Origin of the sequence: Bradyrhizobium sp. UFLA03-84 (assembly GCF_002289535.1) — a bacterium.
In the GTDB taxonomy this organism is placed as follows: domain Bacteria; phylum Pseudomonadota; class Alphaproteobacteria; order Rhizobiales; family Xanthobacteraceae; genus Bradyrhizobium; species Bradyrhizobium viridifuturi.
Genome location: NZ_NSJY01000018.1, coordinates 1 through 23,093 on the forward strand (window position 1 = coordinate 1; position 23,093 = coordinate 23,093).

The 23,093-nt window shown below is 61.2% G+C and carries 26 protein-coding genes, 1 tRNA gene and 1 pseudogene; 12 read left to right on the top strand and 16 right to left on the bottom strand.

The window, feature by feature from the left end:
- Window positions 1–541 (top strand): DUF1236 domain-containing protein (locus tag CK489_RS36665; protein WP_143278308.1); only part of this gene is annotated, 541 nt, incomplete at its 5' end.
- 658 nt (window positions 542–1,199) lie between these two features.
- Here CK489_RS36665 and CK489_RS42810 read toward each other — a convergent pair.
- Entirely contained in the window at window positions 1,200–1,502 is a 303-nt protein-coding gene (locus CK489_RS42810) for a hypothetical protein (protein ID WP_158226552.1), read from the bottom strand.
- 144 nt (window positions 1,503–1,646) lie between these two features.
- On the opposite strand from CK489_RS42810, the gene CK489_RS36675 reads away from it, so the two are divergent.
- From CK489_RS36675 to CK489_RS36685, 3 genes are all read left to right on the top strand, one after another.
- Window positions 1,647–1,967 (top strand): PepSY domain-containing protein, encoded by a 321-nt coding sequence (locus CK489_RS36675; RefSeq protein ID WP_095735772.1) that lies wholly within the window; start codon window positions 1,647–1,649, stop codon window positions 1,965–1,967.
- A gap of 36 nt (window positions 1,968–2,003) precedes the next feature.
- On the top strand, window positions 2,004–2,624 hold the full coding sequence (locus CK489_RS36680) for a general stress protein (RefSeq protein WP_095735773.1): 621 nt from the start codon (window positions 2,004–2,006) through the stop codon (window positions 2,622–2,624).
- Window positions 2,625–2,748: 124 nt separating this feature from the next.
- Complete coding sequence (locus tag CK489_RS36685) at window positions 2,749–3,189, top strand: hypothetical protein (protein WP_245350676.1); 441 nt, start codon at window positions 2,749–2,751, stop codon at window positions 3,187–3,189.
- A 533-nt stretch (window positions 3,190–3,722) separates the two neighbouring features.
- Here CK489_RS36685 and CK489_RS36695 read toward each other — a convergent pair.
- Complete coding sequence (locus CK489_RS36695; protein ID WP_095735775.1) at window positions 3,723–4,613, bottom strand: LysR family transcriptional regulator; 891 nt, start codon at window positions 4,611–4,613, stop codon at window positions 3,723–3,725.
- Window positions 4,614–4,719: 106 nt separating this feature from the next.
- Here CK489_RS36695 and CK489_RS36700 point away from each other — a divergent pair, with 106 nt between their 5' ends.
- Window positions 4,720–5,589, top strand: coding sequence for an SDR family oxidoreductase (locus tag CK489_RS36700; protein ID WP_095735776.1), 870 nt, complete (start codon window positions 4,720–4,722; stop codon window positions 5,587–5,589).
- Between the two features lie 9 nt (window positions 5,590–5,598).
- Here the strand turns inward: CK489_RS36700 and CK489_RS36705 are convergent.
- Window positions 5,599–5,868, bottom strand: a pseudogene (locus CK489_RS36705) (ATP dependent DNA ligase); the annotation flags it as partial.
- Between the two features lie 26 nt (window positions 5,869–5,894).
- Between CK489_RS36705 and CK489_RS36710 the strand changes: the two are divergent.
- Window positions 5,895–6,152: a hypothetical protein gene (locus tag CK489_RS36710; RefSeq protein WP_245350678.1), complete on the top strand. Its 258-nt coding sequence runs from the start codon at window positions 5,895–5,897 to the stop codon at window positions 6,150–6,152.
- Between the two features lie 444 nt (window positions 6,153–6,596).
- A complete protein-coding gene (locus tag CK489_RS36715) occupies window positions 6,597–7,712 on the top strand; it encodes a GGDEF domain-containing protein (RefSeq protein WP_095735777.1) in 1,116 nt (371 codons plus the stop codon).
- 380 nt (window positions 7,713–8,092) lie between these two features.
- Here CK489_RS36715 and CK489_RS36720 read toward each other — a convergent pair whose 3' ends face one another.
- From CK489_RS36720 to CK489_RS36725, 3 genes are all read right to left on the bottom strand, one after another.
- A complete protein-coding gene (locus CK489_RS36720; RefSeq protein WP_143278309.1) occupies window positions 8,093–8,398 on the bottom strand; it encodes a hypothetical protein in 306 nt (101 codons plus the stop codon).
- Between the two features lie 244 nt (window positions 8,399–8,642).
- Window positions 8,643–9,236 carry a hypothetical protein gene (locus tag CK489_RS41990; RefSeq protein WP_198961119.1) on the bottom strand — a complete coding sequence of 198 codons (594 nt, stop codon included), beginning with the start codon at window positions 9,234–9,236 and terminating at the stop codon, window positions 8,643–8,645.
- Window positions 9,233–9,583 carry an AI-2E family transporter gene (locus CK489_RS36725; RefSeq protein WP_198961120.1) on the bottom strand — a complete coding sequence of 117 codons (351 nt, stop codon included), beginning with the start codon at window positions 9,581–9,583 and terminating at the stop codon, window positions 9,233–9,235. The genes CK489_RS41990 and CK489_RS36725 overlap by 4 nt, the downstream gene beginning before the upstream one ends.
- A gap of 194 nt (window positions 9,584–9,777) precedes the next feature.
- Between CK489_RS36725 and CK489_RS36730 the strand changes: the two genes are divergently transcribed.
- Window positions 9,778–10,197, top strand: coding sequence for a hypothetical protein (locus tag CK489_RS36730; RefSeq protein WP_095735878.1), 420 nt, complete (start codon window positions 9,778–9,780; stop codon window positions 10,195–10,197).
- Between the two features lie 25 nt (window positions 10,198–10,222).
- On the opposite strand, the gene CK489_RS36735 is transcribed toward CK489_RS36730, so the two are convergent.
- From CK489_RS36735 to CK489_RS36745, 3 genes are all read right to left on the bottom strand, one after another.
- Window positions 10,223–10,540, bottom strand: coding sequence for a hypothetical protein (locus CK489_RS36735; protein WP_095735779.1), 318 nt, complete (start codon window positions 10,538–10,540; stop codon window positions 10,223–10,225).
- A gap of 42 nt (window positions 10,541–10,582) precedes the next feature.
- Window positions 10,583–10,936, bottom strand: coding sequence for a hypothetical protein (locus CK489_RS42465; protein ID WP_245350680.1), 354 nt, complete (start codon window positions 10,934–10,936; stop codon window positions 10,583–10,585).
- Between the two features lie 214 nt (window positions 10,937–11,150).
- Entirely contained in the window at window positions 11,151–11,957 is an 807-nt protein-coding gene (locus tag CK489_RS36745) for a COG3904 family protein (protein ID WP_158226553.1), read from the bottom strand.
- 204 nt (window positions 11,958–12,161) lie between these two features.
- On the opposite strand from CK489_RS36745, the gene CK489_RS36750 reads away from it, so the two are divergent.
- Both CK489_RS36750 and CK489_RS36755 read left to right on the top strand, forming a co-directional pair.
- Window positions 12,162–12,425, top strand: coding sequence for a hypothetical protein (locus CK489_RS36750; protein WP_095735782.1), 264 nt, complete (start codon window positions 12,162–12,164; stop codon window positions 12,423–12,425).
- Window positions 12,426–12,795: 370 nt separating this feature from the next.
- Window positions 12,796–13,041, top strand: a complete 246-nt coding sequence (locus CK489_RS36755) for a hypothetical protein (protein WP_095735783.1) — start codon at window positions 12,796–12,798, stop codon at window positions 13,039–13,041.
- A 134-nt stretch (window positions 13,042–13,175) separates the two neighbouring features.
- Here CK489_RS36755 and CK489_RS36760 read toward each other — a convergent pair whose 3' ends face one another.
- Both CK489_RS36760 and CK489_RS36770 read right to left on the bottom strand, forming a co-directional pair.
- Entirely contained in the window at window positions 13,176–13,385 is a 210-nt protein-coding gene (locus CK489_RS36760) for a helix-turn-helix domain-containing protein (protein ID WP_095735784.1), read from the bottom strand.
- A gap of 1,491 nt (window positions 13,386–14,876) precedes the next feature.
- Complete coding sequence (locus CK489_RS36770; protein WP_095735786.1) at window positions 14,877–15,188, bottom strand: DUF736 domain-containing protein; 312 nt, start codon at window positions 15,186–15,188, stop codon at window positions 14,877–14,879.
- A 264-nt stretch (window positions 15,189–15,452) separates the two neighbouring features.
- Between CK489_RS36770 and CK489_RS41590 the strand changes: the two genes are divergently transcribed.
- Window positions 15,453–15,608 carry a hypothetical protein gene (locus tag CK489_RS41590; RefSeq protein WP_158226554.1) on the top strand — a complete coding sequence of 52 codons (156 nt, stop codon included), beginning with the start codon at window positions 15,453–15,455 and terminating at the stop codon, window positions 15,606–15,608.
- Between the two features lie 288 nt (window positions 15,609–15,896).
- On the opposite strand, the gene CK489_RS36775 is transcribed toward CK489_RS41590, so the two are convergent.
- On the bottom strand, window positions 15,897–17,921 hold the full coding sequence (locus CK489_RS36775; RefSeq protein WP_095735787.1) for a ParB/RepB/Spo0J family partition protein: 2,025 nt from the start codon (window positions 17,919–17,921) through the stop codon (window positions 15,897–15,899).
- Between the two features lie 1,178 nt (window positions 17,922–19,099).
- Between CK489_RS36775 and CK489_RS36785 the strand changes: the two genes are divergently transcribed.
- Window positions 19,100–20,122: a tyrosine-type recombinase/integrase gene (locus CK489_RS36785; RefSeq protein ID WP_245350682.1), complete on the top strand. Its 1,023-nt coding sequence runs from the start codon at window positions 19,100–19,102 to the stop codon at window positions 20,120–20,122.
- 61 nt (window positions 20,123–20,183) lie between these two features.
- Here the strand turns inward: CK489_RS36785 and CK489_RS36790 are convergent.
- From CK489_RS36790 to CK489_RS36805, 4 genes are all read right to left on the bottom strand, one after another.
- Window positions 20,184–20,259: transfer RNA gene (locus tag CK489_RS36790), tRNA-Lys, on the bottom strand.
- 165 nt (window positions 20,260–20,424) lie between these two features.
- Window positions 20,425–21,015, bottom strand: a complete 591-nt coding sequence (locus CK489_RS36795) for a Spy/CpxP family protein refolding chaperone (RefSeq protein WP_050631627.1) — start codon at window positions 21,013–21,015, stop codon at window positions 20,425–20,427.
- A 147-nt stretch (window positions 21,016–21,162) separates the two neighbouring features.
- Window positions 21,163–22,446 carry a TRAP transporter large permease gene (locus CK489_RS36800; RefSeq protein WP_095735788.1) on the bottom strand — a complete coding sequence of 428 codons (1,284 nt, stop codon included), beginning with the start codon at window positions 22,444–22,446 and terminating at the stop codon, window positions 21,163–21,165.
- Window positions 22,446–23,018: a TRAP transporter small permease gene (locus tag CK489_RS36805; RefSeq protein WP_050631609.1), complete on the bottom strand. Its 573-nt coding sequence runs from the start codon at window positions 23,016–23,018 to the stop codon at window positions 22,446–22,448. The genes CK489_RS36800 and CK489_RS36805 overlap by 1 nt, the downstream gene beginning before the upstream one ends.
- Window positions 23,019–23,093: the final 75 nt, after the last annotated feature.

The window sequence follows — 23,093 nt, forward strand, 5'->3', positions numbered from 1 at the left end:
CGTCAGCCAGTCGATCGCGCGTCTCGACGTGAGGCCGCTCACCAGCGTGAACTTCTCGGTGTCCGTCGGCACTGTCGTTCCCCGCGACGTTCGCCTGCAGCAGCTGCCGGCCGACGTCGTCGAGATCGTCCCGCAATACCGCGGCTACGACTTCGTCGTCGTTAAGGATGAGATCGTCATCGTGGAGCCGTCCAGCTACAAGATCGTCGCCACGCTGCCGTATTCCGGCAGGTCCACAGCCTCCGCGCCCGTCCGCAGCGAGGAGCGCAAGACCACCTTCAGCGATCGCGACCGCGAGGTGATCCGGAAGCACGCGAAGGCACGGCCCGTCGAGCGCGAGAAGCACGTGACCACCGGCAGCACGGTCCGCACCGAAATCCGGACCGGCGAGCGGGTGCCCGAGGGCGTCGAAGTCGAGACTTTTCCGGAGGAAGTCTATCGCGACGCCCCGACGCTGCGGGAGTACCGGTACATTAACCGCGACAGCCACACCTACATCGTCGAGCCGCGCGAGCGCCGCGTCATCGAAGAGATCGACTAACCGCACCGAGAGAGCTCGTTTGAGAAGGAAGGGCCGCCCGCGCGGCCCTTCCGATTCAGGGGAAACCATATTATTTCCGCGATCGCGAAACTGACTGAACAGAAGCGACAACTTTTGGAGCGGCTCCAGGCAGAGCCCCGCCACCACGAAAGAACCGAGATCCAGGCGCTGCTCGCGAAGATCGAGACGGCCCTGCGGCTTCTTGGGGTGGATGTCGCTTAAGCCGCTTCCCTGCCGCTGACGAGTAGCGCAAGAGGACGGAAACTTTCAACGAGCCGGCGGTCAAACGAATTGGGAAGCGGTCGCCCCCGCCGCTACGTGTTATGCTAGGGCTTTGCGGTCACGCAGGTGATCCGGTACCCCGCAAGCTGAAGACCTACCAGACCTAGCTTGGATTCTACGATCTGGCCATCGCGGCGCCCTCGATGAAGGCCGCCCTGCAAGCGTGGGGCGCCGGCAGCAACCTCTTCCATTAGAGACACGCCACGGACGGATGTAGTCGCCGCGACCATGGCAAAGCCGGGCGTGGTGTTGAAGCGGCCGGCGGGATCGGACGGACCGTTCGCCGAGCACGCCGACCTGCCGGACCTGGACGACGAAGGGGCCAAGCCGAAGAAGAGCCGTCGACTGGAGCCGAAGCGGCGGGGCGCCTCCAAAATTACTGTTGAGGCGTCGCGCAAGGCCGCCGCGGCCTACGGGACGCGAGTAGAAGCGCCGGGACGCGGAGCGTCGAAAGGAAGAGGCGGCGCGCGAGAAGGAACGGGCCAGGCGAGAGAAGCTGGTCGCCAAAGCGCAGGGCGCGCTGCACGATGCGCAGCGCGAGCACAACGACAGATCCGGGAAGCTCGAAAGCGAGCGGCAGGCCATCGAGAAGCGGATCGAGGCCGAAGACGCGCGATGGGAGAGAGAGCGGGAACGGCTCAAGAACGCGCTGCGTCTCGCTCGCGAATAGATCCTTCACGGCGTAACGCGAGCTTTGCCACGGAGCCCGCCATGGCGCGGCGATCGCACACTAGCGAACGTTCCGCATTCCAAATATCCGAAACGGGGGAAATAGGAACGTTGTCGGGGTCGGCATGTTGTGCCCGTCCAACTGGAGGACGAAATGAACAGGACTTTCCTATTGCTATTGACCGCTGCATCTCTTTTGACGGGTCCGTCGTTCGCGCAAAATCCGCCTGCGACCGACCGCCCAAACAACGGCGCGGTCAACAGCTCCGGCCAGAACAATTCGGACAAGCCGGTGTCGGGCGCCAACAGCTTCACCGAGAGTCAGGCCAAATCGAGAATCGAGCAGGCGGGCTATTCCGACGTCACCGGATTGAAGAAGGACGACAACGGCGTGTGGCGCGCAAAGGCCAGCAAAGGCGGCGCTTCGACGGACGTCAGCTTGGATTTTCAGGGCAACGTGAACGCGGCGAAGTAATCACGCGGGACTAACGAACACAGAGGGATATTCGATATGACCGTTACGATTTCTCGTCTTTATGACAACTATTCCGACGCGCAGCGAGCGGTAACGAGCCTGGAGGCGGCAGGCGTGCCGCATTCCGATCTGAGCATCGTCGCCAACAACTCGGAGAATTGGTACAGCACCGACGGGAAGGTCGATCGCGACCGCGACGAGGTGGACGATCGCGCCGAAGGTGCTGCCACGGGAGCGGGCGTGGGCGCGGGCCTCGGCAGCGCAGCTGGTCTGCTTGCGGGCCTTGGCCTACTGGCTATCCCTGGCTTGGGCCCAGTGGTTGCGGCCGGATGGCTTGCGTCGACTGCGCTGGGTGCGGTCGCCGGCGGTGCTACAGGAGGCGTCGTCGGTGCGTTGACGCAAGCAGGAGTTTCCAAGGAAGAAGCTCCTCTCTACGCGGAAGGCGTAAGACGAGGCGGCTCAATGGTTTCAGCCCGTGTTAGCGACGCCGATCGTGCGCGGTACGAAGCGATCCTCGACCAGTCGGCCGTCAATCTAGGTGAACGTCGCACAGCTTGGCAGAAGACAGGATGGAAGGGCTACGATCCGTCCGCTCAACCGTTTGGTGCGGACGAGGTCCGCCGAGAGCGACAAGTCTACGGCACCGGCGTTCGGTGAACTAGTCGGCGGCCCGCTCGGCGGGCCGCCGTCGTCTATTGCCATACGCAGGCACCCGCGGGCGGAAGGGGCGATCCGGATGAGAAGATCGGTTACGGCGACTAAGTGGGCGATGGCGGCTTCGATGGCATTTACACTTTGCCCGTCCGCCGTGCCGGCGCAACCGGTGAAGTGGACGACGTTTGCCATCCCCGCGACCGGCACTTCCGTCGACTTTCCTGCTTCGATATTTACCGAAGAAGCCGGCAAGCCCGAGGGTCAAGGACAGCGTTTCAGGACAGCTGACGGCCGAGCCGACTTCACCATCCAGGCTGCGCCTAACGCATCCCAAGACTCGCCAGTAGTTTTTCTTGCAAAGAAGCATCCACCCTCTCGCATTCAGTACAAGCGCGTGACATCCCGCTTTTTCGTGGTGTCAAGCTACAAGGGCGCCAAAGTCTTCTATGACAGATGCAACTTTTCGGACCGAACGATTCATTGCGTTTTGATCAATTATCCCGCCAGCGAAGAGCGCGAGTGGGACAGTATCGTCACGCGCATCAGCCTATCCCTCCGCGGCGGTTGAACATTTCTTGTTCGAGCACGCGTATTCCTCTTGCACGCCGCGGCCTCCGCCGCGTTGAGCAATGAGCCTACTGGCATGGGAGACAGGCCACTGGCTTCGGATACGCTCGATCTCGGCAGCTGGCACCATTCTGACCGGACAGTCCGACCTGCCCTGCTCTGAGACGCATAGGAGCGACGCCTGAGGGTGATGGTCGCGGGGGCTGGCCCAAATCGCTGCACCTCAATTGCCAACGCAAATTCGACGGACACACCGACGTCTACGGTCGTCTGGCTTGGGATAGGCCTGTCTCCGGTCTCACGACGAGATGCATAAGCTATTCAAACCGCCGATTCGGACATCCGAGCAGGATCGCGCGATCAGCGTCCGCGAGGCCGCCTGCCTGCAGACATTCCCTCGCAGATACAAGTTCGTCGGTACTCTCGCATCCAAGGCTTGGCCCGCGGCTGATGGTAAAGGCCATAGGGCGGGCTTACGTCGAGCATGCATGCCTCGTGCTGATCGGACTGGTGATTATCATCAGCCGTAGAGGGCTAGTCCATAAATGCCGCGAGCTCCTCCGGCGTGCCCGACGGAAAGGCCTCCTTCAAGAAGTCGAGAAAAGCGGATACGCGGGCGCTCAACAATCGACGCGAAGGATAAAGCGCCCATAGGGCGATCTGGGGGCCGTCCACGTCTCCCCAGCGGACCAGGTTGCCGGCGGCGAGATCGCGACTGACGAGCGACACAGGCAGCCGCGCTGCACCGACCCCTGCGCGGACCGCGTCCCGCACCATGATGAGGGAGGACAGGCGCAACACGGGATCGGTTTTGATGGGGGAATTCCGGCCGCGGGACGTCACGTCCCACTCTAGGCTCAGGTCACTGGCGCCGCGCACCACGGTCGGGACAACGACATCGCCCTTGGGCCGACGCATGGCGGGACCTGCCACCACGACTAGCCGGTCGCGCATCAGGATTCGCCCGACAAGCGTTTCGTCCGGATCCGGATTGACCCTGATCACCAGGTCGTAACCTTCCTCGATCATGTCGACCGAGCGGTCCTCCGTTGTGACTTCGACCCGGACCTCCGGAAACTTCAGCGCGAAGGCAGCGGCGAGCTTTCCCATTGCGGTCTGCGAGAAGAGCAGCGGGGCACTGATACGAAGCCGGCCGCGCGGCTTGTCGCCACCGGACGCGATCTTTGCTGCAGCCTCATCGATCTCTGCGAGTAGGTAGCCGGTCCGCTCATAAAGCGCGCGTCCTTCCTCGGTAAGCTTTAGCGTGCGCGCCCCGCGCTCTAAAAGTCGCAGATCGAGCGCGCTCTCCAGTTCCGAAACGCGGCGGGAAAGGGTGGCTTTGGGGCGTCCGGACGCCCGGGCGGCCTTTCCGAATCCTCCGTGCCGAGCAACCAAGTTGAAATCCGCGAGGGCAAGCAAATCCATCTGTTCCACCAATGAGACATCTTGTCCAAATATAGCGTCTTTCGGTCCAAATGTGGATCGCTAGTTTCCGGGGTGTCAACCAACCCAAACCAAACGGAGCGATCCAATGACCATCCTCGTTACCGGAGCTACCGGCCGTGTCGGCCGCCATGTCGTCGATCAACTCGTGAAGCGCGGCACCCAGGTGCGCGTGTTGACCCGCGCCCCCTCGAAAGCCAGCGTCCCGGCCGGCGTCGAAGTAGCCAAGGGCGATCTGCTAGACATCGACGCGCTGCGCGCCGCGTTCGCGGGTGTGACAACCCTGTTCCTGCTCAACGCCGTCACCGGTGATGAATTCGCACAAGCGATCATCACGCTCAACATTGCCCGCGAGTCCGGCGTCGAGCGCGTCGTCTACCAGTCTGTGTTCGACGCCGATGGGGCCGTCAACGTGCCGCACTTCGCCGTGAAGTCGGGCGCCGAGCGTATGCTCGCGAGTATGGGCTTCAGCGCTACGATCCTGCGTCCGAGCTACTTCATCGACAACGAGCTCATGATCAAGGACGTGATCCTCGGTCATGGCGTCTATCCGATGCCGATCGGCAGCAAGGGCCTCGCCATGGTCGACGGACGCGACATCGCCGAGGTAGCAGCGATCGAGCTGATCCGTCGCGAGCGGGCTCCCGAAAAGCTTCCCGTCGATACCATCAACCTGGTCGGCCCCGACACCCTGACCGGTCCACAGGTGGCGAAGATCTGGTCGGACATCTTAGGCCGCCCGATCGCCTACGGCGGCGACGATCCCAGTGGGTTCGAGAAGAACATGGCGACGTTCATGCCGAAGTGGACGGCCTATGAGATGCGCCTGATGGCCGAGCGCTACGTCACCGACGGCATGATCCCGGAAGCCGGCGACGTCGAGCGGCTGACCAAGATACTCGGTCGCCCGTTGCACACCTATCGCGACTTCGTGGCCCAGATCGCGCGCGCGGCCTGAGGCCGCGCTTCACCCCTGCAGATCTTCCCGCAGGCCCTTGAAGAACGGGTGCCGCACTTTGCCCTCCGCGGACTTGGCGCGGTACTCGATCTCGGCCAGCAGCTTCGGCTCGACCCAGACGCCCTTGTGAGCGATGTGCTTGGCGTACGGCTGCGTTTTCCGGACGAGCGGCTCCAGCCGACGGCGAACCTCCGCGGTCGATCCCTTGTCGAAGCCATGGCCGGCCTTGCCAGCGTAGATCAAGTCGAGGCCCTTGCGACGGCCAACGTCGAGGCCGTCCGGATAGCCCGCCACGCCCGGTATGGATGCAAAAAGGAACCATCGAGCGTGATGCCTGTTTTGCTTTTATGAGCGAGCCGTTGCCAGTCCTCGTGGAGAAGTCGATCCAGATCGCCTGGGACTTCCTCGAGCGCTCCGGCGAAATCACAGACGCGGCCGACGCGAGCCGCTTCCTTCTCAGAAGTGTCGACGACATGGCGCGGGCCGGTGAGCATCGGCCGCTGATGCTTGCGAACAATGCCATTGACGCTTACCGGCGCTACAAGCGTCTGCTCGCGGCATGATCAACCGCGCTTGTCCGATTGCGGTTCAGATGGACCGAAGCCAAGCCGCGGTGCCGCTCAGAGCCAAGGTTCCCGGTCTTTGCCACTGAGCCGCGAGGCTGGAGGCCAAGTTAACGCTGGGTCCGATCGCGTGGGGTCGCCCCAGCCTATGCTAGGACTATCCGTACGCCGGCTAGTTTGAGCTGGTCGAGCCACCCGACTCATGCCGGTGCTGACCCTGTCGTCTGACCAGGAGCATATCCTGATGCGCCGGGGCTTCGCGGCCGCCATATTATCGGCCCTTGCGATCGCTGTGGCGGTCTAGGCGACCATGGGACCGTAGCCATTCGGAACTCGCTTCAGAACGCTTTCCGACCCCTCGTCCGAAATCTCTGAGCAGCCGTTGGCATCCACAGCGATTTTTTAACCGGTCTAGGTCTTGCTAGGGACCAGGAAAACGTTGCAATGGCACAGGCGCTCACCGAAGTTTTAGTTCCAGCTGAAGCCGCCAAAGACGCGGTCAAGCGGGCGCGCCAGCGTCGGCCGATTTATCTCGCACAGGCCATCAGCTTCGTTTTGGATTCGGCGATCCTCGGCCTCTATCACCTGGCTGGCACGACCGAAGGCTGGGTCGGCGCAGCCTATGTGTCGGCTGGTATCGGCTGGACAGCATTGATGTTGGCGGCCTCGGAGCTGCATTTAACCGATCGCTTCAGGGATCATTATTTGACGGTCCCCCAGAGCTTCGGCAGCATCAGCATCCAACTGATGGCGATCTACCTGGCACCGGAAATCGGATTCTACTTCGTCAGCATCCTCTTCATTATCCTCAGTTTCGGTGCTCTCCGCATGACCGCGAAGCAAACGGGAGCTGTCTGGACGTTCGCGGCGGTCGGTCTGACCACTCTTTTCGTCTGCACTGACCGCCCGATCGCGATGCCGATGGCGCCCCCCGCGGAGCGGCAGCTGGCGCTCCTGTGCTTCTTGACGGCGCTCGGCCGCTGCGCCTTCACTGGCCTCTACGGCAGCTCGCTCCGAGAGATGTTATACAGGCGCGGCAACCAATTGAAGGAAGCGCACGCCCGCATCGAGGAGTTGGCGCAGATCGACGAGCTTACCGGTGTTCTGAACCGCCGGTATGTCATGCGCGCGCTGAGTGAGGAGATCCTGCGCGCGCAGCGAGGTGGAACGCCCTGCTCGGTCGCGATCATCGACCTCGACTTCTTCAAAAGGATCAACGACAGGTACGGACATCCCGTCGGCGACGAGGTGCTTAGGAGCTTTGCCATTTCGGTAGCCGCCAATATCCGGATGGTTGACAAACTCGGCCGCTACGGCGGCGAAGAGTTTTTGCTCGTTCTGCCTGGCGCGCCGAGGGACGATGCTATTCACGCCGTCGATCGGATAAGACAGATCATCGGCGAGATGAATTGGGATGCGATCGGCGACAGACTGAAAGTGAACATGTCCGCCGGCGTCAGCGAGGTTCGGCGGAACGAAGCTCCGGACGAGGTCCTTGCTCGGGCGGACCTCGCCCTCTATCGAGCCAAGAACGCCGGAAGAAATCGCGTGAGTGCTTGAGTTGTCGGCCGCGGCCGTCGCGGAATCGATCGTTGGCCTATCGTGACTGAACGCTGAGCGGGACTTGAAGTCCCAGGCCCAACGAGCGCTCGCGCCAAACGACTCACGGGGCACCACAAATAAAGATCGACATTGTACTGGCGCGGCATATCTCCAAACCCTCATCTCGGCGATTTTCTAGCCAAGCGATACTACCTGCCGGAATCTTTTCGCTCAAAACCTTATCAGTCCACCCCCTGCTCTCGGCTACCCCACGTCGCACGCTGCCAAGGAAGATCAGGTTCCGGTCAACTAGTACAAACGACCGCCAGCGATGCAGGCGTGGCTGGGTCAGCTCAGTTGAATATGAAACCATTTCGCACGCGCAATCGCCAATGGCATTATTTTTGCGCAACTTCCTGCTCGGCGATAATTGCTCTCGTATCATCGAACCACACATCAACAGCTTGAGACAGATCACGTTGAAGTCCGATTGTCGCCTCCAACTCGCCTCTGTTGACTTGCTCAAACTCTGCCCGACCGAGATGTTCGCGCGCGCGATTGATCGCATAATCGAATAGAACGCCACCGCCGGCTCCGACCGCCCAGCCGATGGCTGTCCCAACTCCGGGTTCGGCAAATGATCCGGCGACGGCGCCGTAGATTTCGGGCTGCATACTCGCAACGGCTCGGTCAGAAATCTTCATGAAACTCTGAGCTAGAGCGCGCTCGACGGCGGGTCCGACCGTTCGAGTGATCAACCAGAGGTAACAGTGCCGCCGGTTCCTCGAATGACCGCCTGGAACGCTTCGTTTTCTGCTGAGTAGCGCGACACCTTCCACTTCTGAGCGTCCCAGTCGATCGAGAGATCAGGCTTTTGAAGCGGGTCGACGACTTCAAGATGCCGCGTGTACTGGCTCAGAAAAGTTTGCAGTCGGTCGTCCAGCGACGTCAGCGTCTGCTAGTAGTAGTGCTGGTGGGCCTTGGCAAACATCTGAGCAACGCCAGCTTCGATGACCGGTTCGCGCAAGTCAGGCTTGAGGACGCGGTCCTGATAATTACGGATAAGATATGCTGCGACCTCGTTTCGGCTCCTTCGGCGAACCCTTGGACGATATTAGGGCCAAGGCCTTTCAAGGCACCGACGCTCGCCTCTTTAAGCAGATAGTAGGACTGTCCCCATCCAAAATACCAATCGGCATAGCGCGCAATGCTGTCCTGTCTATCAGAAAACGCATTCGAAAGTAGAACATCGACGTTCTCGTGTAGCTCGGCCAAAGTCTTCGCGCGTTCAATTTCGAGATAAGCGAGCTTGTCATTCACGAAACGATCAAGTTCAGTCTCATCGACGAGTGCGCGATAGACACTGTCGTTTCGATCTCGATCGATAAGCGTCTTTGGCGTCGGAAACGCTCGCGCCACGTGCGTCGTCAGCGCCGTATGATCCGAATGAAGTGAGGCTCGGTGCAAAGCGGCGCGCAGATTGGTCGACGCCCGATCCCAGACATCATAGAGCAGACCGCCGATCAGCAGCCAATTCTTCACCTCCGGTGGCGGCGACGGCCGACCACGTTGCCGGCGCTCAATTGACCAGCGAGCTCCCACCCCCCCTCGACGGCTCCAATCCCGAGCCAGGTCGGCGGCCCGATGACGACGCCCAGCGAGATCAAGGTCAAGACGAGGGTCGCCATGCCGACGCGGCCGCCGAGCAGGCCCGCAAGCCAATTGAAGACGGGATAGAGCGCGACCGCCAGCACCACGCTCCAGGCCAGGATCGGCTTAAACGGCCGAACCAGGGCGAACGACCAGGTGATCAGCAGAGCCAGCAATCCGAGGCGAATTGCGAGCTGGATGAACTCGTCTCCGGCCACGAGCTGGCGATGGGTTTTCAAGGGCGTGCTTTCGATTGAGCGTCAGCAGGCACGCAGGGATCCGTGCCATCGCTCTGCCACGCACGGCTTGATCCAGATCAAGCGTCGGCTCTCGCTTGGCTGCGAAGCTCGGCTGCGCATGATCGAGAGCCCGGCTTTCGTTTTTGCTGCCATGCGATTACGACTGCCTGAGTCACCCCGATGTGGAGGACGTCATGATGAACATCAAAACCTTGCTGGCCTTGACCCTGCTCGCGAACACGATCGGTATTGGTGCGGGCCAGGCGGCCCCGCTACCGACCAACGTCGCTGCGATGAAGGGCGCGGTCGACAATGCCACCGTTCAAGTTCGTTGGGGCGGCGGCTGGCGCGGCGGCTGGGGCTACCGCGGCTGGCGAGGCTACGGCGGCTGGGGCGGATATCGAGGATGGGGCTATCGCGGCTGGGGCGCGGCTGCTGCCGGTGCGATCATCGGCGGAGCCATCGCGAGCTCCGCTTATTATGGCGGGTATCCCTATTACGGCGGCGGATATGGTTACGGCTATGGCTCCGGATACGGCTATGGCTCCAGATACGGCTATTGTTCGCCCGGCGGAGGCTATGGCTATTACCAACCGCGCTATTACGGCTGGTAGGCCATCTCCGTCCCGCTCGGTGACGTCACCGCAGCCCGAACAACGAACGCCGGTAGCCGCTCTCGCGCGCTTCTTTGCTGCACACGTAGCTGCCATCGAAGCCCCTGGCATAGCGGCTCTGGCCTTTGCGGTAGTAGCGTCCGCGGCGGAAATCGAGCCATACTACGGGATCGCCGGCGCAATGTCGCTGAGCCTGGGCCTCATACCGGAAAGGTGTTAGCGGCAGCGCGACCGCCCGTTGCACGCAGCAAAGCAGGACGATCGCAGCAAAGGCCCCGACGCCTAAACTTGTGACCCGGCGATCTCGACGTCCAATCGAATTTGCAGCTAATCTGAAGCGCATAAATTGCCTCCGGGAGTGATCCTTGTCATTCTGAAATGGTGCTCATATTGCCAGAGCTTCGCGGGCGAAACACCTGAATACGACGATTTGAGCATCACGCATGGTTTGTGCGCAGCCTGCGACGCCAACGACTACTTGCCTTTCGAAGGCCGCGCTCTCGCGCATGCGCAATTCCTCCACGATATCTTCGGTCGCCTGTTCGTCGCCGGGCGCAGCAACAACGTCAAGATCGCAGAAGCGGTCATTGACGAGGTGATCGCGGCAGGCTGCCGACCGGTCGACATCCCGATCGGCATGATTGCGCCGATGCTTTGCCAGATCGGCGAAGACTGGAAGACCGGCGCGCTCACCGTCGAAGGCGAGCATCGCTTTACCGCCTTCTGCGATCAGGTTCATCGAGATGATCCTGACCAAGATGAGCACCCGTGGAGAAGCACCGCAAGGCACCTCTCACCTCGCGCCACGTGCTCGCCATAACCTGTCGCTGCCGTACCCCATTGTAGACCTCGGTCGATCCGGGTGGCCGGTGCAGCTTGTGCCAAGCTGTCAGGATCATGTGCGACGACCTGACTGACCCGTTTGGGTTAGGCCCGCCCGGCCGGCGCTCGACTCAGCTTCCCTTCGAGCCCGCGGCTTTCCCCATCGCAGGCCCCTCCTCCAATGCGCTCTTCGAAGGCCCTTTGCCGCACACCGAGTCATCCTTTGATTGCGCGGCCGCCGCGCGAGCAATCCGATCGAACGGATTTCGCTCGATCACCTTGAGCGAAGCGAGCTCCTCTTTGTTCAAATAGTAGATTTTTCCAGCCGGCGTCATCACCATCCTGCCAATCGCCGACGGAGGAATATGGAGCTTGGCCGATAGCCTCGCGAGCTTGATCGTGTCCCGAATTGTTCCGTTGTCTTCGTTCCCATGCTGGTTGGAAACCGAATGGACGCCGATCTTGGCATTTGGCGCGACGTACCGCTTCCTGCTTGCCAAAAAGATGAAGGCGCACGCCGAGTCGCATTCCCCCGAAACGAAAGTAGCGATTTGCTTCTGGCGCGCGAGCATGGCGATCCGGAAGCCTTCGTCTAGAGAGCCACCTTCGGAATCGAGATGCAGGCCAACGACACGCCGCTCTGTGCCAAGATAACTGCGGAAACGGACAAAATCCCCATCCCGAATATCTCCGCTGAGCTTCAAGACATCTCCAGAACAGCCGGGGATACGGGAAAACTCCATTGCGAGACAGTTCGCCGATATCAAAACGGCAGCAATGCCCAAGACGAATCCGACGGCCATCATCGAGCTATTTGCAAGATGTCGCGTTGTCGAGCCGAATAAATCCCGGCAGCAATTTGAGGCGGCGCGGGTCTTCCCGCGGACATTGCAGAGTATCGCGCGGGAGACCGTCAATGCGTGCTCTTTGGCTTCCACTGCGCCCTCCATTTGCGCCGGGGGATCTCATACGATCAACAGAGCACGGAGACCCGCTGTGGTTTGATCTGGATCAATTCGAACCAGCGACCGCAAGCAATGTTTGCGATGGCTGCACCGCGATGAAACAACTAAAGCGCTTGATCTACGATAAGCACGTCGAAAGAATGCAATGTTACCAGAAGGACCTGCCGAGGTGCGACAATGAAGGACGAACGACGTGGCACGGCGACTGAGTACAGTCCCGCCTTCGTCCTTCTGGTGGACGGCTACATCGCCCAAGGCCACCTAACCGCGCTTCAGAGCCTTCGGTCTATCTACACCGCGGCCACCCGCAAACCGCTGGTCTCCAACAGCCAAGACAATCTGGATCTGATGTCGATCTTCGAAACTCGCCTCGCTCTTTTGGAGGAGGCCATTACCACCGTCAGTCTCGCTGCTCTCAAGCGACACCTCAGCCCAGAATGAAATCTATAAGCGATCGCCCCTACTCCGCCCCCGAGAAAGCCGCCCGCAGGATCATAGAGCACGCCCGGGCAATCGAGCCCATCCACGATAGCCGGAACTACAGCGAGAAGATCAACCGGCCGATGATCGATGAGGACAAGGCGACCCGGCCGAATAATGGGCAGGCTTGATGTACGCCAAAGATCAGGGCCGGCTCGAGTATCACGAGAGCGGGACGTTCGTGAGGATGACGCAGCCCGGGAACGACCCGTTCGCATAAAAACACCAGCGCCCCTACCCGGCGCTGGTGCTGTAAGTTACGCAAGCGTTGTAGCGTCGCCGCCGCGCACCGAGAGTTTCCTCAAATCGGTGTACGCAGGACAATGCGCCATTGGTCTATGCGGAACACGTCAAGCCGGTCCCTAATGCCTATCTTCTGGGTATGTCCATCGCCCGAAAGCCCCCGGAGGCGGGCCGGAAATTTGCCGCCAAGATGCTGGCGTTCCATGCCGAGCAGGATCCGCTAAAGCGCGACGGGATCGCGGCTGATACCCGGCATATCTTGCTTCAACCCATGCCCAAGGGTGCCAGGTTACGACTGGCTGACGTGCTCGAACTGTTCAGGCTCATGCGATGACTGCGCCAGCATGCATCCTACTCACGTCGGCGTTTGCCGGCCAAACGGCGTAACTTGGAAGGCGCAAAGCAAAACCACTCGGCCTCCCTGGAACGAAATCGATGAGAATTACTATCCGACAGTCAGATCCGTACTCACCGCTCCCGGAAAAACACAGCCGGATCGACTCCCAAGGCCACTGAAATCTGTTCGATAGCATCAACCGTCGGAGAATTCTCTTCGCGTTCAATCATCCCGATGTAGTTGCGGTTCAAACCAGCGCGGTCAGCCAATTCCTCTTGGGAAAGACGGCCCTTCTGCCTTAGGTCTCGAAGATTTCTGGCCACCAGCCGCCGCAGTTTCATGCGGCATGACGGCACCAATCGCCACTTGATCTCCACCTAGTATACTAGGTATTCTGAAGACGAACTATGGTGTTCGCGATGACCAGCTCACCAAACTCGCCGATCGAAGCATTTGTCGTCCCCGTTTCCCTCGCCCCTCATTCCGTGAGGGAACAGTTCGTGCGTGTAGGCTACCGCGCAGGGCAGCACGACGTCATTGCGAGTGTTGATGTTCCAATTCACCTCCTGGAGCGAGAGATCGCTTCCCACCTCGAAATGGTCACAAGATTCAACCTCTCGGGCCAGTTCGTATCCCATTTGTTGGATTCAGTGGGATCACCGCTGCCAACGCCTCGATCCACCGCCTCAATCGAGCAGTTGGTTTCAGAGGCCGTTTGCTCCGAAAATCTTAAATTGGAGGAGGTCACGCCAAATGATTTGCGTGGGCTCTTGATGTCCCTAGAGGTAGCGATTGACCAGGTCCGAGCTGCGCTAATCGCCATTTCGGTTTCGAACCCTACGACCGCTGGCGCCTCGTAGAACGTACGATTGATCGATCGATTTAGGTGGGCAGTTGACGACACGAGAAGGCGCCTTCCACCCAATGCGGCCTCGGATTTGTCGTGGACCATCGCGGGTGGCGTCAAGGGATAACCCACTCGAAGCACGCTTAACGTATAGAGGCATCCTGATCCTTGCGATGCAGGTGATAGCCGCCCCTGCGCGCCTACGGCCACGCGGTCGATCCGAGGAAGCGACCCGGCAGCGACTTCCTGCTGGAACCTGAGGGCATCTTTGATCGAAACTCAGGGGGCGAACCTCGAGTGTTCAGATCAGCCGCGCATCCAAGCAAAATCCAAAAAAGAGATAGTACTTGCCGGTCGCCCCGTCCCTTATCGTTGCTTCGAGCCGGCTGCAGGACGGACACTTAGAGGTGCCGTTTTGGAAATCCACGGCGACATGAGGTAATGGAACGGCCGCCGCGACGCAGACGCAATCGGCGAACAATCGCATCGCGTTAGGTGCTGATTGGCGACACCGCGGCCAGTAGTATCTCCAACTCTTGGATGTGCAGGCAATTACTTAGCCGATCTTCGGCGACAGTGCTTTTATCTTGCCGAGACCCCCTACCATCTTCTTCGTGCGCCTGGCTTTGCTCAAATTGCTAAATCAATCTCGAGTGCTCGATCGGAGCCGCACCAAATTGAGCCCTTTCGCTCGAAAAGCGAAGGGCAATTCGAGCCCTGAGAGCAAGCGCAGACACGGTGCCGCCACGCAGAGCGCTGACGAAATATCGCCTCCGAAGATCGAGAATCGAAGCTCGAACTGGCGCGAATTCCTCATCGCCGAGCCCAAAAAGCTGCCCCGAAATCCGTTCGGTCGATTGCATTTTGCAGGCAGCGAAACCCCTCTTCTGAACGCAAAAGTGCCCTCTTTCCTCTCTTCCGAGCGGCGCAAGCAACGCAAAAAAGGCCCCGCCTCCGAGGAGGCGGGGCCGATGATCCGATGCGATCATTCGCCGCTGCGGCGCGACCAGATCAGGCTGAAACCGTCCTCACCTTCGACCTTGACCAGCGAGGCGTAGATCGGAGCCGGGAAGCTCGGATCGTCGAGTTTGACCGAGAGATATTCGCGGTCGCTGTCGCGGACGGTCTTCTTCCAGGCGGCGCCGAACTCGGTGGAGCCTGCGAAGATGCGGTAGTCGGGAGCCTTGTCGTTGTCCTTCTCGGAGGCCGCGAACTTGGCCTTGATGTTGAGCGTCAGCGTCTTGATCGAGCCGTTGTAGCCGTTGTCCGAAGCGGTGAAAGTGCCGATGGTCGCCATGGTAATCTCCGTCTGTTGCTCGGGCTGCGTCCATCGCAACCTCGATGGCTGTCCTCGGCCCGGGGAGCGATCGGCCCGCAGCCCTTGGGCCCGCAGCGCCAGCGGAGGACGGCGAAAGCCTGCTTTTTTGTGTTGCGCGAGGAATGCCGCCGCCAGGTCGGCAGGGGAAAAAAGAAGGCGTGAGCTGTTGCGGGAAGGCGATCGAGGCTCTTGCCGTCCCCCGGGCCTGATCAGCCCATTCGAGGGTGCGTTGGACGCGAGTTCATGCCCGAACTGACGGAGATTCCCATGGCTGCCGGCGCCCACCGCTGCACCGGGAAAACGGCCGGATCGATCAAGAAAGTCCGACGTCAGCGCATCAATGACAGGAACGACGCACTAGGAAACGAGCGCGAACTCAACCGCACTTTCGCTTGGTAGAACGACGGCGGCGCCAAGAGTATCCGCCGCAATTGCGTCTCGGCTCACGAGGTCCGGACACGATCTCAGCCCCCGGCCTGACCGCCTAGCCCGGGCAAAGGAAGGCACGAGGCAGCCACTCCGGCCGCGGCAAAAGGCGTGGATAGGACGGATCATGGCCCCCATTCGAGAAGGGGCCAGCGTCGGCAATCGCCGCTTCGCGTCAACTGAACCGGCCGCGCACCATCAGGTGCGCGGCCGCAAATTTTGGAGCTTGCCGGGGCCGTCCTTGCGACCCCGGCTCACCTCCTACTCCGCAGCTTCCAAGCAGGAATCATTGCCATGCGCCTCGTTCGGCGCATGGGCCCGATCCTCTGCTCTTGCCGTCCGCAGCAAGGACGGCAGCCAGCCGGTTGCTGCCAGAAGTTGCTCGGCGGCGGCCGCCATCTCGGCCTTCTTCAGTCCCGATAAACGCTCGGCGGCCTCCTCGCTCACGCCTTCACGGACCGCTTCAAGGATGTCCGCTTTGGTGACGCGGCCGAGATAACTGCCGACCGTCGGCCGCCAATATCCGGTCATGTCGAGGACCACGGTCTCGGCCAAATGCCGGGCCGCCGCGAGGGCGCGCGGCCTGCGGTCAAACGGCAATCTGACCGCGTTGACGGTCAACGCCTTGCAATGCGCGAACAAGGCCATGCGGCTGTCGTGGTCGAGTTCAGCCACGAACTCCCACAGCCCGCTCGAGTCTTTGGGCATCTGCCGAGCCCAATTGGTATGCCGATCCGACCACGCCTTACCAGCAGCCGTGTCCTCGATTCCGGCCGCATGGACAGCCAAATCCGTCTTCACCGGTTGGACGCCGACCACATGCGCATTGGCCCCGAAATAGAAAATCTGACCCGCCAGCGCATGGGTCACCGCCACGATGGCGACCTCCGGCTGCTCACCCAGATTGAGCCGCAGCCCCAAGGTCCGATGCGCCGTGAGGTCACGGACGAGCGTGTCAGACAGCCGCTGATCTTCGTCCTCTTCGTCACCGGCGCCCTCCTCTTCTTCACCATCGCGTGGGGCTTGATCGTCTGCTCCGCGTTCCTCTTCCGATGCCTGACCGTCGCCGTCCTGCTCGGTTTCAAGGCGGGGTTTATCGTCTTCGGGTCGAATGAAACCGCGTTCGATCCGCACCGTGCCGTCATGATTGAGGATCACGAACGCGCCGCCGCGCGCGATCTCGTCAGGGTCGTAGGCCTCCCGTTTTGCTTTCAGCCGCTCGATTTCGGTCTCCAGTTCACCGAACCGCGCGTCCACCTCGTCAGGCAGTTCCTCGGCCGTTTGGTGCTGTTCGGCGAGGCGATCGAACTCGGTTTGGGCCGCTTGAAGCGCAGTCTGATCCTCCGCCGAAAGGTCGACCGTATGCGGATAGACACGGCGCATGCCGTGGGCATGCGGGAAGTCGAGATGCGGCTCGGTCCACTTCCATCCCTCAACCGCCCGCAAGCTATCCGCCTCCCGACCAAGCCTTGCCGTCACCAAGAGATCGAGCAACGCCACGTCTTCCAGATAGCCGCCGCGGTCCTCGGTGAAGAGGTCGCGCAAGATCGTCCCGCCCGCCTCCGTATAAGCCTCGAGCCCGACAAAACGTGGCCGCCGATCGGTTGCGGGAACATGGGTTTCGGTGAGGACACGACGGATTGTGCTGGCATCGCGGTCGTAGGACAGACGCTCATAGACGCTTTCCTGCCGCTTCTGATCGTCGGTGATGGCAAAGGCCATCACCTGCTCCAGCGCCAGATCGCCATCGCGATACAACTGGATCAAACGCGGGGAAACCGCGCCCAACCGAAGCCGTTGCCGCACTACCTGCGGCGAAACGCCGAAGCGGGCCGCGATCTCCTCCGCACCGTAGCCGCGCTCGTCCGCGAGTCTCCTGAAGGCCTCGAACTGGTCCGCCGGATGCATGCTTTCCCGAGTGACGTTCTCGTCCAGGCTGATCTCGTGCGCATCGTTTTTGGTATCGACGACGCACCGAATCGGCTCGGTCTTCTTGATCTCCTTCCGCTTGACCCGCAGAAGCTGGGCCAACCGCCTGCCCTCGCCGATGGTCACGAGATAGAACCCGGTAGCGGCCCCCTCTCCATCGAACTCAGGCTCGACCACCAGATTCTGCAGGATGCCCTTGGCAGCGATACTCGCCGCATAGGCTTCAATCGCCGCCTCGCTGTGCGGCGTCTTGCGAGCATTATTCGGTGACTTCTTGAGCTTGTTGAGCGGAATGAGAACCTCGGTCCCGCCCGCGGGAATGATTTCTACGTGCCTTTCAACTGACTTGGCCGACATGATCAAACTTCCTTTTGCTTCCATGGGTGCAAGGCGCACCACGCGCCTGCACCCCTGCCCATCGGCGAGATCGGGGGTAGCAAGTGCCAGGGCGACCCGAGCGGAGGGGGATCACCCGCCCTAAGGGCCGCTTCGTGAGAAGCGGGTCTGCACAAGCGTGTGCCACATCATCGAAAGTCGACAACGTGAAAGCAGCGTGGAAGACCGGGGAGACCGCTCGGCTCGGCGCCGGCGCCAGCCGGCGCTTTACCCTGGCGCGCGCGAGGGGCAGCGCCCCTACAATGTCTTCAAGGAAGAAGACGCGAAGCGCGCCGTCGCGGTGGTTAGGTGATCGCAGTGGTGATGCTCTCAAGCGTGAGAATGCTGGGCAGCGCAAAGGAAGTGAGATCAAGCCAAGAGTGAGAAATCAAAGAGCAGCCGACGAGAGGGCAGTGATAGCGACGCGGGCATGCAATGACCGCGGGCACCGAGGCGACTGCGGTCGGAAGACCGGTTAACAAGGCACCCGAGCGCGGGACAGCGATAGCGACGCCGGCATGCAATGCCGGCCGGGCCCGCGAGCGAGTGCCTCCGGCGAGCGACACATTATACTCTCTTCCTTGCGCGAGGGATCGACGCCGCATGGCCGAGACGCCGTGCGGCTCGGTTGACGAGGGCCCACTGCGGCGATAGCCGCGCGCGCACCCAAATCAGACTCAATAGGACGGCGGCGGAGAGAATGAGATGATCCAAAATCACCACCTCTCGCCCTAACGATTTCGTCGCATCTCAAGACAATGTGAGCCGCCTGATCGGATTTGATTGCTCTTGCGCGATTGGATCCCCGCAGGGCGGCAGCTTGATCTCGATGTCGTTACTTGCAGTTGCGTCAGCCGACGAAAATGCGATCTTCCCAATCGCCTTGGCGTGGTGCTGTTGTGACTGGATAGTGTCGATGGAGTTTGTTCGGACTATTGGCCAGCGCCTGGTGTCGCGTGACCAAGCTGCCTCATACTGTGGTCTGTCCGTTAGCACCTTCTCGAAGTGGGTGAAAATTGGAAGATTGCCCTCTGCTCTTTCCGGCACGTCGCGATGGGACTTGAAAGCAATTGACCTCGCGTTAGACTCACTCAGCAGCCTGCCCGTCACTGATACTTCCGACGTTGCGAGATCTGCCCTGGATGAGTGGAGAGCGAAGCGTGCGCGTCAATCTGAAAGGCATACATAGAATCACGCGACGGCTCGCGAATGGTGAGATGCGAACGCACTATTATGCCTGGCGCGGCGGCCCGGCGATTACGGAAAGGCCAAACACTCCGGAGTTCTTGCTCGCATATAATGAGGCGCACGCAAATCTGCGGCGCCCGCGCGCCGGCACCTTCATGACGATCATTGCCCAATACAAGGCCGCACCGGAATTCACGGGCCTCGCCGCATCTTCGCGCCGCTCGTATCTGGCCTACCTCAAACTTATTGAGAACGAGTTCGGCGATCTGCCGTTGGCCGCGCTCGCCGATCGTCGCGTCCGTGGCGACTTCAAGAGCTGGAGGGATAAATTCGCTGAAACGCCTCGCAAGGCCGATTACGCCTGGACCACTTTGGCGCGGATCATGTCGTTTGCGAAGGATCGTGGCATCATTGCCAACAACCCCTGCGAGCGCGGTGGCCGTCTCTATGCGGCCGATCGGAAGGATTGCATCTGGGGCGAGCAGCAGATCGCGGGCATCCTTAAAACCGCCAGCGATGAGATCAAACTGGCCCTCATGTTGGCTCTCTGGACCGGCCAGCGGCAGGGCGACCTCTTGCGGCTACCCTGGTCGGCCTATGACGGCTCTCACATAAGGCTCCGCCAGTCGAAGACCGGCCGCCGGGTCGTGATGCCCGCAGGAGCTCCGCTCAAGGCGGTGCTGGACAAGACCCCCCGGCGAGGCCCTCTCATTCTGACCAATTCCTATCGCCGCCCCTGGACATCGGATGGCTTCCGGACCTCCTGGTCGAAGGCCTGCGAGCGCGCCGGGATCGAAGACCTGACGTTCCACGATCTCAGGGGAACCGCCGTGGTCAGGCTGGCTGTCGCCGGAGCGACCGTGCCGCAGATCGCGACCTTTACTGGGCATAGTCTGAAGGACGTCGAGGCGATCCTCGATGCCCATTACCTCGGCCGCGACATCGAGCTGGCCGAAGCAGCCGTGCTCAAGCTCGAAGCAAGAACAAAACTGTAAACGGGGGTGTAAACGGCGAGAGATCGCAAACTGATCAAGACATCTAAGTCATTGAAAAGCTTGGTGGGCGCACCAGGGCTCGAACCTGGGACCCGCTGATTAAGAGTCAGCTGCTCTACCAACTGAGCTATGCGCCCGGAACTTGTCCGGAAATGACCCTCGCAAGAGAGGCCGTCGTTTAGCAAAGCGATTCCGCGATGTCCAGCAAGCTGGCGCAAGTTTTCCCGACTTTTACAAAGCCGAAAGGCCGCCGGATTCCGGCGGCCTTTCATGGGCTTGGCGTAAGCGTCGGCGGCAGGCCGTCAAAGCCGGCCGGAGCGCTCCTGATCCGGACCGTCGTCGCGGTCGAAATGGTCGTGGTCCATGCCGCGGCCTCCGTGTTCCCAGCGGTCCATGCCGCGCTCGGGGCGGTGGCGACGCCAGCCCTCCGCACCGAACCCACGCCCTTCCATATGGGTGAGCATGGAAAGCCGCCGCTTCTGGCCGTCGTCAAGCGTCTTGTAGAGCGGGTCGGCGGCATCGGCGATCTTCTTCAGCGAGGTCGCGGTCGCAGCCATGTTGTCGGCACGCTCGCGCAGGCGCGTGACCGGGTCATCCGGCTTCTGGGCCTTGTCCGCGTCGGTCTTATCCGCAGCCATCCGCGCATTGGCGCGATCCATCCGCATCTTGGCGAAGTCGCGCACCGCGGCCTCCACCGGCGGCCACAGTTTCTCCTGATCCGCGGTGAGCTTCAGTCCGGCGTGGACCGCGGCGATCCGCGCGTCGAGGAAGGCGGCCCGATCCTCGGGGCTCATCCGCATATGGCCGTGAAACCACGGGCGATGCTGGGCATAGACCACGGTCGAACCGGCAATCGTGAGCGCCGCGACGCCGGCGAGCAGAACTTTCTTCATCGAAACCTCCTTTGAAGGTTGCTTGAAGATGATGCCGCTCGCCCTCGCCTTCAACTTACGGATTGGACAGAGAAGCATCCCTTACCAAGATGTAATTCGCTTCATTGCCCGCCAGAAATATCCGAAGCGCAAGTGTTGCGCATTGATTCAGATCATTCCCAATAGCCGCGGCAGCCACAGCGAGATCTCCGGCACGTAGGTGATCAGGCCGAGGAACACCAGCATCGCACACAGCCAAGGCAGCACCGAGATCGTGATCTCGCTGATGCCCATCTTGGCGATGCTGCTCGCGATGTAGAGGTTGAGGCCAACAGGCGGATGGCACAGCCCGACCTCGGTGTTGACGATCATCAGGATGCCGAGATGCACCGGGTGCACGCCGAGCTTGGTCGCCAACGGAAACAGGATCGGCGCCATGATCAGGAGGATCGACGACGGATCCATCACGTTGCCGGCGAGCAGCAGGATGACGTTGACGACCAGCAGGAACATCCACACCGAGAAGTTCTTGTCGATGATCCAGGCCGCCATCTCCTGCGGGATCTGCTCATGCGTCATCAGGAACGAGAACAGCACCGCATTGGTGATGATGTAGAGCAGCATCGAGCTCATGCTCGCCGCCTGCAGCAGCACCTTCGGCACCTCGGAGAGCTTGAGCTCCTTGTAGACGAACACGGTGATGAAGAAGGCGTAGGTCGCGGCGACCGCGGCGGCTTCCGTCGGCGTGAAGATGCCGCCATAGATGCCGCCGAGCACGATCGCGATCAGCAGCAGGCCCCAGATGCTTTCGCGGAACGCCGTGAACTGCTGGCCGATGGTCGCGCGCGGCATCTTCGGATAGCCGTTGCGCTGCGCGACGAAGAACGTCACCGCGGCCAGCATCAGTGCGAGCAGCACGCCGGGCACGATGCCGGCCATGAACAGCGCGCCGATCGAGGTGTTGGTGGACACGCCATAGAGCACCAGGATGATCGAGGGCGGCACCAGGATGCCGAGCGCGCCCGAGGTCGAAATCACGCCGACGCCGAAGCGCTTCGGATAGCCGTGATCGACCATTGCCGGCATCATGATCGAGCCGATCGCAACCACCGTGGCGACGCTCGAGCCCGAGATCGCCGCGAACATCGCGCAAGCCGCGACGCCGGCAAGCCCGAGGCCGCCGGGCAGATGCCCGACCAATGAGGTCGTGAACGCGATCATGCGCCGCGCGACGCCGCCGCGGGTCAGGAAGGTGCCGGCGAGGATGAAGAACGGGATCGCCATGATGCCGAAATTGTCGAGGCCCGAAAACAGCTTCAGGCCGACGCTCTCGATCGGCACCTCGGTCATGGTGAACAGGAAGGTGAGCACGGTCAAGCCGAGCGAAATCGAGATCGGCATGCCCGTCAGCATCAGGGCAAACAGCAGTCCGAAAATAAGGGCGGCGCTCATCACGCTTCTCCAAGCGCGACGGGCGCGGTCTTGCTGGTCTCGACGCCGTCGACATGAGAGGCGTCATGATGCGGCAGCTCGTCGGTCCACCAGTAATTCCAGCACACCTGCAGGAAGCGGAAGCACATCAGATAGGAGCCGAGCGGGATGCAGGCGTAAACGATCCAGCTCGGGATCTCCATGTCGGGCGAGACCTGGTCGGTGTGCATCAGCTCGTACACGAACTTGGCGCCCATGGTGCCGACGATCGCGGTGAACAGCGCGCCGCCGAGCAGACCGAAGGTGATGGTGCGCTTGCGCCAGGCGTCATTGAGGCGGTTGATCAGCACGTCGACGCCGACATGGATGCCGGTGCGCACGCCATAGGCAGCGCCGAACTTCGCCATCCAGATGAACATGTAGATGCAGAGTTCCTGCGACCATGCGAGATTGATGCCGAACAAATACGGATAGAGCACGGGCACGTCGACCAGGAAGCGATGCACGACCGTGACGAAGGTCAGGAGCGTCGCGGCCCCCATCAGGCTCGCGATGATGATTTCCTCGAGCCGGTCCAGAATCTTCAGCAGCATTGATCTCCCCCGTCATGGCCTGATGCGGCAACCGGCCACGGCACCCAGGCCGCGGCCTGATGCGGCCGCGGCAGT